This is a genomic window from Pseudomonas sp. WHRI 8519 (assembly GCF_040224055.2).
Lineage (GTDB): Bacteria > Pseudomonadota > Gammaproteobacteria > Pseudomonadales > Pseudomonadaceae > Aquipseudomonas > Aquipseudomonas putida_X.
This window is the reverse complement of the sequence record NZ_CP167996.1, coordinates 1130962-1142984: the sequence shown is the minus strand read 5'-3', so window position 1 is coordinate 1142984 and position 12023 is coordinate 1130962. Positions and strand designations below refer to the sequence as shown.

The 12023-nt window shown below is 61.3% G+C and carries 11 protein-coding genes; 1 reads left to right on the top strand and 10 read right to left on the bottom strand.

Going from position 1 to position 12023, the window contains the following annotated elements; translation table 11 throughout:
* Positions 1 to 62: 62 nt before the first annotated feature.
* The 10 genes from pdxJ to rpoE all read right to left on the bottom strand — a co-directional run bounded on the left by pdxJ (position 63) and on the right by rpoE (position 9968).
* On the bottom strand, positions 63 to 785 hold the full coding sequence (pdxJ, locus tag ABRP30_RS05260) for a pyridoxine 5'-phosphate synthase (protein ID WP_372490472.1): 723 nt from the start codon (positions 783 to 785) through the stop codon (positions 63 to 65).
* Positions 786 to 846: 61 nt separating this feature from the next.
* Complete coding sequence (recO, locus tag ABRP30_RS05255) at positions 847 to 1530, bottom strand: DNA repair protein RecO (protein WP_267821349.1); 684 nt, start codon at positions 1528 to 1530, stop codon at positions 847 to 849.
* A 53-nt stretch (positions 1531 to 1583) separates the two neighbouring features.
* Positions 1584 to 2486, bottom strand: a complete 903-nt coding sequence (era, locus tag ABRP30_RS05250) for a GTPase Era (RefSeq protein ID WP_046787792.1) — start codon at positions 2484 to 2486, stop codon at positions 1584 to 1586.
* A complete protein-coding gene (gene rnc, locus ABRP30_RS05245) occupies positions 2479 to 3168 on the bottom strand; it encodes a ribonuclease III (protein ID WP_012312992.1) in 690 nt (229 codons plus the stop codon). Before rnc ends, era begins: the two co-directional genes overlap by 8 nt.
* A gap of 161 nt (positions 3169 to 3329) precedes the next feature.
* Complete coding sequence (gene lepB, locus ABRP30_RS05240; protein WP_241804838.1) at positions 3330 to 4184, bottom strand: signal peptidase I; 855 nt, start codon at positions 4182 to 4184, stop codon at positions 3330 to 3332.
* Positions 4185 to 4189: 5 nt separating this feature from the next.
* Positions 4190 to 5989, bottom strand: a complete 1800-nt coding sequence (lepA, locus tag ABRP30_RS05235) for a translation elongation factor 4 (RefSeq protein ID WP_267821346.1) — start codon at positions 5987 to 5989, stop codon at positions 4190 to 4192.
* Between the two features lie 182 nt (positions 5990 to 6171).
* Complete coding sequence (locus ABRP30_RS05230) at positions 6172 to 7578, bottom strand: DegQ family serine endoprotease (protein ID WP_372490471.1); 1407 nt, start codon at positions 7576 to 7578, stop codon at positions 6172 to 6174.
* 208 nt (positions 7579 to 7786) lie between these two features.
* Positions 7787 to 8752 carry a MucB/RseB C-terminal domain-containing protein gene (locus ABRP30_RS05225; RefSeq protein ID WP_267821341.1) on the bottom strand — a complete coding sequence of 322 codons (966 nt, stop codon included), beginning with the start codon at positions 8750 to 8752 and terminating at the stop codon, positions 7787 to 7789.
* Positions 8753 to 8764: 12 nt separating this feature from the next.
* Entirely contained in the window at positions 8765 to 9355 is a 591-nt protein-coding gene (locus ABRP30_RS05220; RefSeq protein ID WP_267821339.1) for a sigma-E factor negative regulatory protein, read from the bottom strand.
* Between the two features lie 31 nt (positions 9356 to 9386).
* Positions 9387 to 9968 (bottom strand): RNA polymerase sigma factor RpoE, encoded by a 582-nt coding sequence (gene rpoE / locus ABRP30_RS05215; protein WP_003252049.1) that lies wholly within the window; start codon positions 9966 to 9968, stop codon positions 9387 to 9389.
* Positions 9969 to 10403: 435 nt separating this feature from the next.
* Between rpoE and nadB the strand changes: the two genes are divergently transcribed.
* Complete coding sequence (gene nadB / locus ABRP30_RS05210; RefSeq protein ID WP_267821337.1) at positions 10404 to 12008, top strand: L-aspartate oxidase; 1605 nt, start codon at positions 10404 to 10406, stop codon at positions 12006 to 12008.
* Positions 12009 to 12023 lie beyond the last annotated feature (15 nt).

Below are 12023 nucleotides of genomic sequence, written 5' to 3'. Positions count from 1 at the left end.
CCAAACTGCCTGACTGACGGCACTAACCCCTGCCCCGTCCGCAAACAGCCACGCAGCGATGATCAGCGCGAAGCTGCAACGATCAGCGCCTTCATCTCTGCCACCGCCGCCTTGAAACCTACGAACAGTGCATGGGCCACCAAGGCGTGGCCAATGTTCAATTCATTGATGCCCTTGATTGCCGCCACCGCCTCGACGTTGTGGTAATGCAGGCCATGGCCGGCATTGACGATCAGCCCCTGGCCGACGCCAAAAGCGACGCCATCGACGATCCTCTTGAGCTCCTCAGCAACCTCAGTCGGCGTTTGAGCATCGGCATAACGGCCGGTGTGCAATTCGATCGCCGGGGCCCCGACGCGGCGCGATGCCTCGATCTGCCGCTCGTCGGCATCGATGAACAGCGACACTTCAGCGCCAGTGCGCGACAGGCGCTCCACCGCTGCCTTGATCCGTGCCTCCTGGCCAGCCACGTCAAGGCCGCCCTCGGTGGTCAGTTCCTGGCGTGTTTCAGGCACCAGGCAGATGTGTGCCGGGCGAATCTTCTCGGCGAACGCCATCATCTCTTCAGTGACGCCCATCTCGAAATTCATGCGGGTTTGCAACACGTCCTTGAGCAACACCACATCGCGCTCCTGGATATGCCGGCGGTCTTCGCGCAGGTGCACGGTGATGCCATCGGCGCCTGCTTCTTCGGCATCCAGCGCAGCCTTGACCGGGTCCGGGTAGCGTGTGCCGCGGGCCTGGCGCAAGGTAGCCACGTGGTCGATGTTGACGCCGAGAAGCATACGGTTGCTGTGAGTCACGAAAGGCTCTCCTGAAGATTTAGCCCCACAGCATACGACGTGCTCAGCGCTTGCGAAACAGTTCCCGACTGACCAGCGGTTTTGGCCCCAGATGGACCGCCAGCGCCTGACGCATCAGGCGCTTGGCCGCGAGCAGAGCACCAGGTGCGTCCCAGTCCGCCTGAGCGAGGGCCAACAGCTGCGCGCCGTTGAACAAACCAGGCTGCACCAGGTAAACGCGCTCAAGGCCGGCATCGACCTGCAAGCGGTAAAGCCCCTCAGCCTCGATAGGCTCGTCGCTGACGTCGTGGTCAAGCGCAAAGGCGTAACCCAGGTCTTCCAGCAGGCGCCACTCGAAGGAGCGCAGCAGGGGCTCCAACGGCCGCCCGGCGGCCAGGGCCTGCAGGGTCAGTGCGTAGTGCTCGAAAAGTTCGGGTTGTGGTGCCTCGGCAGGCAGCAGGCGCATCAGCAGCTCATTGAGGTAGAGGCCGCTGAACAGTGCATCGCCATGCAGCCAGGCAGCGACGCCCATGCTGTCCAGGCGCCCGACGTTCTTGAGCTCACTGCGCCCGCGCAGTTCCACTTCCAGCGGCACGAACGGCCGCACCAGGCTGCCACCCTTGCCCCGTGCTCGGCGCAACACCGCGCGCACGCGCCCCTGCGGTGTGAAAAAGTCCACCAGCGCGCTGGTTTCCTTATAGGCACGGCTGTGCAGCACATAGGCCGGCTGGCCGACAGGTTGTTCCATGAAGTGTGGCCTGAAAGCAAAGCGGCCCGGAGAGATCCGGGCCGCTGGAAGGGTTACAGGTCGCCGTAGCCCAGCGAGCGCAGTGCGCGCTCGTCATCGGACCAGCCGCCTTTGACCTTGACCCAGAGGTTGAGCATGACCTTGGCGTCGAACAGGGTTTCCATGTCCTTGCGGGCGTCGGAGCCGATGCGTTTGATGCGCTCGCCCTTGTCGCCAATGATGATCTTCTTCTGGCCGTCCCGTTCAACCAGGATCAGCGCATGGATGTGCAGCACATGCCCTTGCTGCTTGAACTCCTCGATCTCCACGGTGATCTGGTAGGGCAACTCGGCACCCAGCTGGCGCATGATTTTCTCACGCACCAGTTCAGCGGCCAGGAAACGGCTGCTGCGGTCGGTGATCTGGTCTTCCGGGAAGAAGTGATCGTTTTCCGGCAGGTGCTTGGCGATCAGCGCCTCCAGTGCGTCGAGGTTGTGACCTTGCTGGGCAGAGATGGGTACCACCTCGGCATTGGGCAGTTGCTCCTGCAGCCACTGCAGGTGCGGGATCAGCTCGGCTTTCTCGTCCATGCGGTCGGTTTTGTTGACGGCAATGATCAGCGGGCCGGTCACGTACTGAACGCGTTCGAGCACCAGTTGGTCCTCATCGGTCCAGCGCGTACGGTCAACCACGAAGATCACCACATCGACGTCCTTGAGGGCCGCCGAGGCATTGCGGTTCATGTAGCGGTTCAAGGCCTTGTCGTTGGCCTTGTGCATGCCGGGGGTATCGACATAGATGGCCTGCACATCACCCTCGGTCTTGATGCCGAGCATGTTGTGGCGGGTAGTCTGTGGCTTGCGCGAGGTGATCGCCAGCTTCTGGCCGAGGATATGGTTGAGCAAGGTGGACTTGCCCACGTTGGGGCGGCCGACGATGGCCACGTAGCCGCAGCGGGTCGGATTGTTCTCAGTCATTGCCATTCTCCACGCCCAGGGCGATCAATGCGGCGGCGGCGGCGACTTGCTCGGCAATACGCCGGCTCACGCCCTGGCCACGGCTCTTGTTGTTCAGCAGCACCACTTCGCATTCGACGAAGAAGGTACGGCAGTGCGGTTCGCCCTGGATGTCCACCACCTCGTAGCGAGGCAGCTCACAGCTACGCGACTGCAGAAACTCCTGCAGGCGGGTTTTCGGGTCTTTGTTGGTATCGACCAGGGTCAGGCTTTCGAACTCGTCGGTCAGCCAGGCCAGCACGCGCTCGCGGGCGGTCTGCATGTCGGCATCAAGATAGATGGCGCCGATCAGGGCTTCGAGGGCGTCGGCCAGGATCGACTCGCGGCGGAAACCGCCGCTCTTGAGCTCACCGGAGCCCAGGCGCAGGTACTCACCCAGGTCGAAACCACGGGCCAGACGGGCCAGGGTCTCACCCTTGACCAGACGGGCACGCAAGCGCGACAACTGCCCTTCGCGGGCCTGCGGGAAGCGCTCGAACAGCGCCTCGCCGGCCACGAAGTTGAGAATGGCATCGCCAAGAAACTCCAGGCGCTCATTGTTGCGCCCGGCGTAGCTGCGATGGGTCAGGGCCAGCACCATCTGGTCCTGGTCTTTGAAGGTGTAACCGAGCTTGCGCTCGAGACGGGCAAGGGAAGCACTCATGCAGCCACCCGCTGGTTGTTCAACGCGTTGTTCAAATCAACATCCTGAAAGACTGTTTGGCTGTGGCCCGTCGCGGCGAGCAACGAATCTCTCGATCCCTGAGAACACAGCCTATGTCAGAAATGCATTCGGCGCTGTCTGCTGGACAGCGCCGAAGGGTATCAATGGATCAGGCCGACCCGCGACAGGTTGGGCAAGTGGCTGAGCTTTGGCTCTGGCCAGCTCATCCAGACCGCGAAGGCCTTGCCGACAATGTTCCGGTCCGGAACCATGCCGTGCAGTTCCTTGGGAATGTTCGGGTCATCCCAGTAACGGCTGTCGTTGGAGTTGTCGCGGTTGTCGCCCATCATGAAGTAATGGCCAGCCGGCACGGTCCACTGCTGGTCCGGCGGCATGCGATAACGGGTCATTTCCTTGCGGATCAAGTGCTCGGTTTCGCCAAGTTTTTCCTTGAACAGCTCGGCGCTGCCCAGGGTACCTGGCTCGGCACCGACCAATTGCTCGGCCACTGGCTGGCCATTGACGAACAGCCGCTTGTCGCTGGTGTAGCGGATCTGGTCGCCTGGCAGGCCCACCACACGCTTGATGTAATTGACGTTCGGGTCGCTTGGGTAGCGGAACACCATCACATCACCGCGTTGCGGGTCACCCACCTCGATGACCTTCTTGTCGATCACCGGCAGGCGAATGCCATACGAGAACTTGTTCACCAGGATGAAATCGCCCACTTCCAGGGTCGGTTTCATCGACCCCGAAGGAATCTGGAACGGCTCCACAAGGAAAGAGCGCAGCACCAGGACGATGAACAGCACCGGGAAGAACGACTTACCGTACTCGACCAGTAGCGGTTCCTTGTTCAGGCGCTCGACCACCGCCATTTCTGGCTGAGTGACACTACCCTGGTAGTTGGCGACCGCCGCCCGCCGGCGCGGAGCCAGGAACAGCAGGTCGATCAAGCCCAACAGACCGCAAACGGCAACGGCGATGACTAGCAACAGCGGGAAATTTAGCGACATAGGACCTAGCTATCCAACCTGAGCACGGCGAGGAAGGCTTCTTGTGGAATCTCCACGTTGCCCACCTGTTTCATGCGTTTCTTACCGGCCTTCTGCTTCTCCAGCAGCTTTTTCTTACGGCTGACGTCACCACCGTAGCACTTGGCCAGTACGTTCTTTCTGAGCGCCTTGACGGTTGTCCGCGCAATGATCTGGCCGCCAATGGCTGCCTGGATCGCCACATCGAACATCTGCCGCGGGATCAGTTCCTTCATCTTCTCGGTCAACGCACGGCCTTTGTAGGCCGCGTTGTCGCGGTGCACGATCAATGCCAGGGCATCGACCTTGTCGCCGTTGATCAGTACATCCAGCTTGACGAGGTTGGCCGATTGATAGCGATCGAAATGATAGTCCAGCGAAGCATAGCCGCGGCTGGTCGACTTGAGGCGGTCGAAGAAGTCCAGCACCACTTCGTTCATCGGCATGTCATAACGCACCTGAACCTGGCTGCCGAGGAACTGCATGTCGCGCTGTACGCCACGCTTCTCGATGCACAGGGTGATGACGTTGCCCAGATGCTCCTGCGGCACCAGGATGGTCGCGGTGACGATCGGCTCGCGGAAGTCGGTGACAGACGAAACATCAGGCAGCTTCGACGGGTTGTCGACCACGATGGTTTCGCCGGTCTTGAGTTCCAGCTCGTAGATCACGCTTGGCGCGGTGGTGATCAGGTCCAGGTCGTACTCGCGCTCCAGGCGCTCCTGGATGATCTCCATGTGCAGCATGCCCAGGAAGCCGCAACGGAAGCCGAAGCCCAGTGCGTCGGAGCTCTCAGGCATGTACTGCAGCGACGAGTCGTTCAGGGTCAGCTTCTGCAGGGCGTCGCGGAAGTCCTCGAAATCGTCGGAGCTGACCGGGAACAGGCCGGCATAAACCTGCGGCTGAATCTTCTTGAAGCCTGCCAGCATTTCGACCTCGGGGGTCGAGGACAGGGTCAGGGTGTCGCCGACCGGCGCACCATGGATGTCCTTGATGCTGGCAATGATGAAGCCAACTTCACCGGCTTTCAGGTCAGGGGTCTGGGTATGTTTCGGGGTGAACACACCCACGCTGTCGACCAGGTGCACCTTGCCGGTGGACTTGACCAGGATCTTGTCGCCCTTCTTGACGCGGCCCTGGCGCACGCGCACCAACGACACCACGCCCAGGTAGTTGTCGAACCAGGAGTCGATGATCAACGCCTGCAACGGGGCATCGATTTCGCCCACTGGCGCAGGGATGGTGTGGACCAGACGCTCGAGCACCTCGTCGACGCCCATGCCGCTCTTGGCACTGCACGCTACCGCATCGGTGGCGTCGATACCGATGATCTTCTCGATCTCGTCCTTGACCCGATCAGGGTCGGCCTGGGGCAGGTCCATCTTGTTCAGGACCGGCATGACCTCAAGGCCCTGCTCGATGGCGGTGTAGCAGTTGGCGACGGACTGGGCTTCGACGCCCTGGCCGGCGTCCACCACCAGCAGCGCACCCTCACACGCCGCCAGGGAACGCGAGACTTCATAGGTGAAGTCGACGTGGCCGGGGGTATCGATGAAGTTCAGCTGGTAGGTCTTGCCGTCCAGCGCCTTGTAGTGAAGCGTGACGCTGTGGGCTTTGATGGTGATCCCGCGTTCGCGCTCCAGGTCCATGGAGTCGAGAACCTGAGCTTCCATTTCGCGTGCCGTCAGGCCACCGCACAACTGGATGAAACGGTCGGCCAGCGTCGACTTGCCATGGTCGATGTGGGCGATGATGGAGAAATTGCGGATATGACTCAAATCACTCACGGGTCAACACTCGAAAAGGCTGCGAGCCGGACGCCCGCCGAAAAATAGCCGGGAATTGTACCTCAACCAGCAGGGATATGGGAGATTCCTCTGACGCACGATACAGGCTGAGTGCCCCCAATAATTGTGAACGTTCATGAAAAAGGGCAGCCGAAGCTGCCCTTTGCGACTGACAAGCCGGCTTATTCGGCCAGCTTGAAGGTGATGAAGCTGGCACGGCCCTGGCGCAGCACGCGCATGGATACCGAACGGTTCTTCGGCAGCTCCTTGGCAATTTCGGTGAACTGCTTGGCCGAGGCGATCGCCTGGTTGTTCAAGTGGCTGATCACGTCACCTGGACGCAGGCCAATCATGGCAGCCGGGCCGTCCTGGACTTCTTTGATGACCACGCCGCCCTTGAGCTCCAGGGACTTCTTCTGTTCGGCAGTCAGGTCGGAGACGGACACACCCAGGCGGTTGCTGCTGCGCTCTGCGCTGCCATCGGCACCCGTGCCGGTGCCGATATCGGCATCGTCATCAGGCATCGCACCAATGGTCACATCCAGGTTCTGGCGCTTGCCATTGCGGATGATTTCCAGTTTGGCCTTGGCGCCAGCTTTCAGGGTGCCGACCAAGTGTGGCAGGTCGGCCGACATGACAATCGGTTGGCCGTTCATGCTCAGGATTACGTCGCCCACCTGCAGGCCGCTCTTGGCTGCCGGGCCATCTTCCAGCACCTGCGCCACCAGGGCGCCGGCCGGCTTGTCGAGGCCGAAGGATTCAGCCAGGTCCTTGTTGACCTCCTGAATGACCACACCCAGCCAGCCGCGGCTGACCTTGCCGTCTTTCTTCAACTGATTGGAAACATCGAGCGCGACATCGATCGGGATGGCGAACGACAGCCCCATGAAACCACCCGAACGGGTGAAGATCTGCGAGTTGATACCCACGACTTCGCCATTCATGTTGAACAGCGGCCCACCGGAGTTGCCCGGGTTGATGGCCACGTCGGTCTGAATGAAGGGCACATAGGTGTCATTGGGCAGGGTGCGGCCTTTGGCGCTGACGATCCCTTTGGTCACCGAGTGATCGAAACCGAACGGCGAACCGATGGCCAGCACCCACTCACCCACCTTGAGCTTCTCGGAGTCGCCCAGTTTGACGGTGGGCAGGTTCTTGCCGTCGACCTTGAGCAGGGCCACGTCGGTGCGCGGGTCGGTGCCGACCAGCTTGGCCTGCAGCTCGCTGCGATCCGACAGACGGACGATGATCTCGTCGGCATCGGCAACCACGTGGTTGTTGGTCAGCACATAGCCGTCACTGGAAATGATGAAGCCTGAACCCAGCGACTGGGCCTCACGCTGACGGTCACCTCGGGGCGAACGCGGCTGCTGCGGTATGTTGCGCTCGAAGAACTCACGGAACATCGGCGGCAACCCTTCGAGGTCCGGCATCTGCCCGGCGGCAACACGGCGGTCCGGCAGCTTTTGCTTGGTACTGATGTTGACCACTGCCGGCGAGGCCTGTTCGACCAGGGTAGTGAAGTCAGGCAAGGCTTCCTCGGCCTGGGCAGTCAGCACCTGGCCGAGCATCAGCACGGCGGCGAACATCGATAGATAGGATTTCAAGCGTGGTATTGACATACGGCTCCCGTCACAACGAGCGTAGTTAACATAAGACCGCCTGCAAAGCAGGAAAGGTCAGACTCCAAGAAGCCTGACCTATAGAAAATTTACAGATGGATTGCAAATGACAATGCTTTAATTTCATTTCAGCTGCATGTCCGTGCGCCTTGGCATGCGCCGAAAAAGGGCGCCATTACTGGCGCGCCTGAGCATCCTGTGGCCGCATCGAGAGTGCGACGCGTTCTGCGGTACCCAGCGGAATTTCGCCGACCACGGTGACCATCACCTTGCCCTTGGGCGTGTTCAGGCGACGTGAAACGGCAGAGGTTGGGCCCAGTTGAGTGCGCACATCGGCACTGGCATCTTCGGTAACCGGCTCCAGAAACACCGAGAAGCGCGCCAGGCCATCGTCGTACATGAGACTGCTGACGGTGCTGTTGCGAGACGGGTCACGCCGCACGGCGCTGTTGATCAGCTCGAAACCCGGCGGCAGCCAGTCCGAGCGCCAGCCTGCGACCGCTTCGGTCTTGGTGCTGGCCACCCGTTCCACCGGTTTGCAGGCGGCGCTGGCCTTCAGATCGGCATCGGTTGGCAAGTCATCGGTATCCAGGCGCGTCATCTGGAAGCGTTCGAGCAACTGCCCCTTGTCGTTGAGCATCAACGAGCGCAGCGGCAGGCCGGTCTTGCTGTCCAGATGCAATTCGAATGCGTAGCGATGCTGGTCGCGCGGGGTCAGCGTGACGATGACCGCATCGCGCCCGGCGACACGAGCCTTGCCCGCTACAGCCAGATCGTACCAGCTCATCAATTTGAGGGGGTCGAGCATGCGCGGCGCGGCATCAGGCAAGTCGTTCACACCACTTGCCAAGGCACCGCCAATGCATTGCACCTTGCCATCCACCCGCACGATTTCCTGGGCGGTGCCGTCAAGCTGCAACAGCCGCTCGCTGACCTTGCCGTCATGCACTCGATGCCAGATATCGTGGGAGGAGAAGCTGCCATTTCGTTCGTAAACGAAGGAGCCCTGATAACTCTGCTTCTGTTCGGCTTGTGCCAGCTTGTTCAGCCATTCGCTTGCCTCAGGCGACGAATTGGCTGCCAACGCTGGCACCGTCATGCAACTGCCTACAAGCAGCGACAAGAGAGGTAGCGCGCGCATGATCCTCCTTACTTAGCGGTTTTCCAGGCTGGCGGCGCGGGCATACGGCAGGGCAGTTTCAGTACCCTTGAGCGCGGATTCCTGCGCATGCTGACGCAGGTAGCCCGGCAGACGCTGATCCCAGCCGGCCTGGTTCTGCAGCACGCCGTTGGCCATCGGCCCGGTCGGTTGCTCACTGCTCTCACTATAGCCTGCCAAAACGGCTGGGCCCTGAGTTTGTGGCATGCTCAGGCCCTGCTGGGCAGGTTGTTGCGCAGCCAGTTCGGCACCGGTGATCTCGTCCTGGTTGTACATGCGCACACCAGCCAGCACAGCGACAGTCACCGAGGCGGCAACGGCCAGACGGCCAATGCTGCGCCATGGGCCTTTGCTGACCTTGGCCGGCACGGCTTCGTCAGCCAGGGCGGCAGACACCGCCGAGGCGATATCCAGTTTCGGCAGCAACAGCTCCTTGTGCATCGCTGCGCGGGCAACCTGGTAACGCGACCAGGTGGCACGTGTTTCGGCATCGTCGACGGCGCTCAGCACCCGTCGCAATTCCAGTTCGTCCGCTTCGTTATCCATTACCGCGGACAGCGATTCCTGCAAAGCTTCACGACTCATGGCGGTTCCTCTCTTGGCTATCGCCGCTGTCTCAGGTTTCCTGCAACAAGGGCTGCAGGGCTTTGTCTATGGCCTCCCGAGCGCGGAAGATTCGAGAGCGCACGGTACCCACCGGACATTGCATGACACTGGCAATGTCTTCGTAACTCAACCCGTCGAACTCACGCAGGGTCAGTGCCGTGCGCAAATCTTCGGGCAGTTGCTGGATGGTGCGATGGACTGTGCCTTCGATTTCATCCCGCAACAGGGAGCGTTCTGGGGACTCGAGATCCTTGAGACCATGATCGCCGTCGTAAAACTCCGCATCCTCGGAGCTCACATCGCTGTCTGGCGGCCGTCTTCCACGGGACACCAGATAGTTCTTCGCCGTGTTGATGGCGATGCGGTACAGCCAGGTATAAAACGCGCTGTCACCGCGGAAATTGCCAAGCGCACGGTAGGCCTTGATAAAGGCTTCCTGCGCCACATCCTGGGCCTCGTGGGTATCGTGAACGAACCGCACGATCAACCCGAGAATCTTGTGCTGATACTTCAGCACCAACAGATCGAACGCTCGCCTGTCGCCGCGCTGTACGCGCTCTACAAGCTGCTGATCCTCTTCCTGGGTTAGCATGAACACTCCTCAGTGAACTCGAAGGAGCGTTGCATCAGCCATCGTTCAGGCTTGCAAACATAGACTCGGGCTTTTCGCAAAAGTTCTCTCCTCCAAGCAAGTTTCCTGCGGCCCTTGACTGGCTCGCACGGAAGACGCAGCGCGGGCACGGCCGGCAGCGTCGATAATCAGGTTTCGGATACGCAGGTGTCAGCCCGGATAGAGCCGCCGCCTCGCGTCGCCGCGCGAAATGATGGCGCACGGGCAGCCTTCTTAGGATTTCCAGCCATGTAGGAAAGTTCCCGGGAAGATTACCCTTACGTCGCAAGTGGCATGGAAATTGGCCACCACAGGCTGCTATAAAGGCAACCCGGCCGCTATTCACGATAGTTTCACAATGCCATCTACGCGTGACTATTGTGCCGTGCCCCCTCTGAAGATTACTAGTGTCCCGACATGAGCCAACAATTCCAACATGATGTCCTGGTGATCGGCAGCGGCGCAGCCGGTCTCAGCCTGGCACTCAACCTGCCCGCCCACCTGCGCATCGCCGTGCTGAGCAAGGGCGACCTGGCCAATGGCTCGACCTTCTGGGCGCAAGGCGGCGTGGCGGCGGTGCTGGACGATTCCGATACCGTGCAGTCCCATGTCGAGGACACCCTCAACGCCGGTGGCGGCCTGTGCCATGAAGAGGCGGTGCGATTCACCGTCGAGCACAGCCGCGAAGCCATCGAGTGGTTGATCGAGCAAGGCGTGCCTTTTACCCGCGATGAGCACGCCAGCGTTGACGATGGCGGTTTCGAATTTCACCTGACCCGCGAAGGCGGGCACAGTCACCGGCGCATCATCCATGCCGCCGACGCCACGGGCGCGGCCATTTTCACCACGTTGCTGGAGCAAGCCCGCAAACGCCCCAATATCGAACTGCTCGAGCAACGCGTAGCGGTCGACCTGATTACCGAGCGGCGCCTTGGCCTGCCCGGCGAGCGGTGCCTGGGCGCCTATGTGCTGAACCGCAACAGTGGTGAGGTGGATACCTTCGGCGCGCGTTTTACCGTGCTCGCTACCGGCGGTGCCGCCAAGGTCTACCTGTACACCAGCAACCCTGATGGCGCCTGCGGCGATGGCATCGCCATGGCCTGGCGCGCCGGCTGCCGGGTTGCCAATCTGGAATTCAACCAGTTCCATCCGACCTGCCTCTATCACCCGCAAGCCAAAAGCTTTCTGGTCACCGAAGCCCTGCGCGGCGAAGGCGCCCTGCTGCGCCTACCCAACGGTGAGCGCTTCATGCCGCGCTTCGACCCCCGCGAAGAACTGGCTCCGCGCGACATCGTGGCCCGGGCCATCGACCACGAGATGAAGCGCCTGGGTGTGGACTGCGTCTACCTGGACATCACACACAAACCGGCCGACTTCATCAAAAGCCACTTCCCGACCGTCTATGAGCGCTGCCTGACCTTCGGTATCGACATCACCCGCCAACCGATCCCGGTAGTGCCGGCCGCCCACTACACCTGTGGTGGGGTGGTGGTCGACGATCGCGGCCATACCGACGTTCCGGGCCTATACGCCATCGGCGAGACCAGCTTCACCGGCCTGCACGGCGCCAATCGCATGGCCAGCAACTCGCTGCTCGAGTGTTTCGTCTACGGCCGTTCGGCTGCCGCAGACATCGAGGACCGCCTGGCCCAGATCGCCATGCCCAAAGCCCTGCCCTGCTGGGATGCCAGCCAGGTCACCGACTCGGATGAGGATGTGATCATTGCCCACAACTGGGACGAACTGCGGCGGTTCATGTGGGACTATGTGGGCATCGTGCGCACCAGCAAGCGCCTGCAGCGTGCCGAGCACCGCGTGCGCCTGCTGCTGGACGAGATCGACGAGTTCTACAGCAACTACAAGGTCAGCCGCGACCTGATCGAGTTGCGCAACCTGGCACAGGTGGCGGAGTTGATGATCCGCTCGGCCATGCAGCGCAAGGAAAGCCGCGGGTTGCACTACACCCTGGACTACCCCGGGATGCTGGCTGAGGCCAAGGACACCATCCTGAGCCCCACCTGAGGGTCGATACCGCTT

Bases quoted from the DNA above. Each gene is read 5' to 3' on its own strand.
- rnc (WP_012312992.1), bottom strand. From the start codon at position 3,168: ATGAGTGCTTCCCTTGCCCGTCTCGAGCGCAAGCTCGGTTACACCTTC.
- nadB (WP_267821337.1), top strand. From the start codon at position 10,404: ATGAGCCAACAATTCCAACATGATGTCCTGGTGATCGGCAGCGGCGCA.
- ABRP30_RS05230 (WP_372490471.1), bottom strand. From the start codon at position 7,578: ATGTTCGCCGCCGTGCTGATGCTCGGCCAGGTGCTGACTGCCCAGGCC.
- rpoE (WP_003252049.1), bottom strand. From the start codon at position 9,968: ATGCTAACCCAGGAAGAGGATCAGCAGCTTGTAGAGCGCGTACAGCGC.
- recO (WP_267821349.1), bottom strand. From the start codon at position 1,530: ATGGAACAACCTGTCGGCCAGCCGGCCTATGTGCTGCACAGCCGTGCC.
- ABRP30_RS05220 (WP_267821339.1), bottom strand. From the start codon at position 9,355: ATGAGTCGTGAAGCTTTGCAGGAATCGCTGTCCGCGGTAATGGATAAC.
- era (WP_046787792.1), bottom strand. From the start codon at position 2,486: ATGACTGAGAACAATCCGACCCGCTGCGGCTACGTGGCCATCGTCGGC.
- lepB (WP_241804838.1), bottom strand. From the start codon at position 4,184: ATGTCGCTAAATTTCCCGCTGTTGCTAGTCATCGCCGTTGCCGTTTGC.
- pdxJ (WP_372490472.1), bottom strand. From the start codon at position 785: ATGCTTCTCGGCGTCAACATCGACCACGTGGCTACCTTGCGCCAGGCC.
- ABRP30_RS05225 (WP_267821341.1), bottom strand. From the start codon at position 8,752: ATGCGCGCGCTACCTCTCTTGTCGCTGCTTGTAGGCAGTTGCATGACG.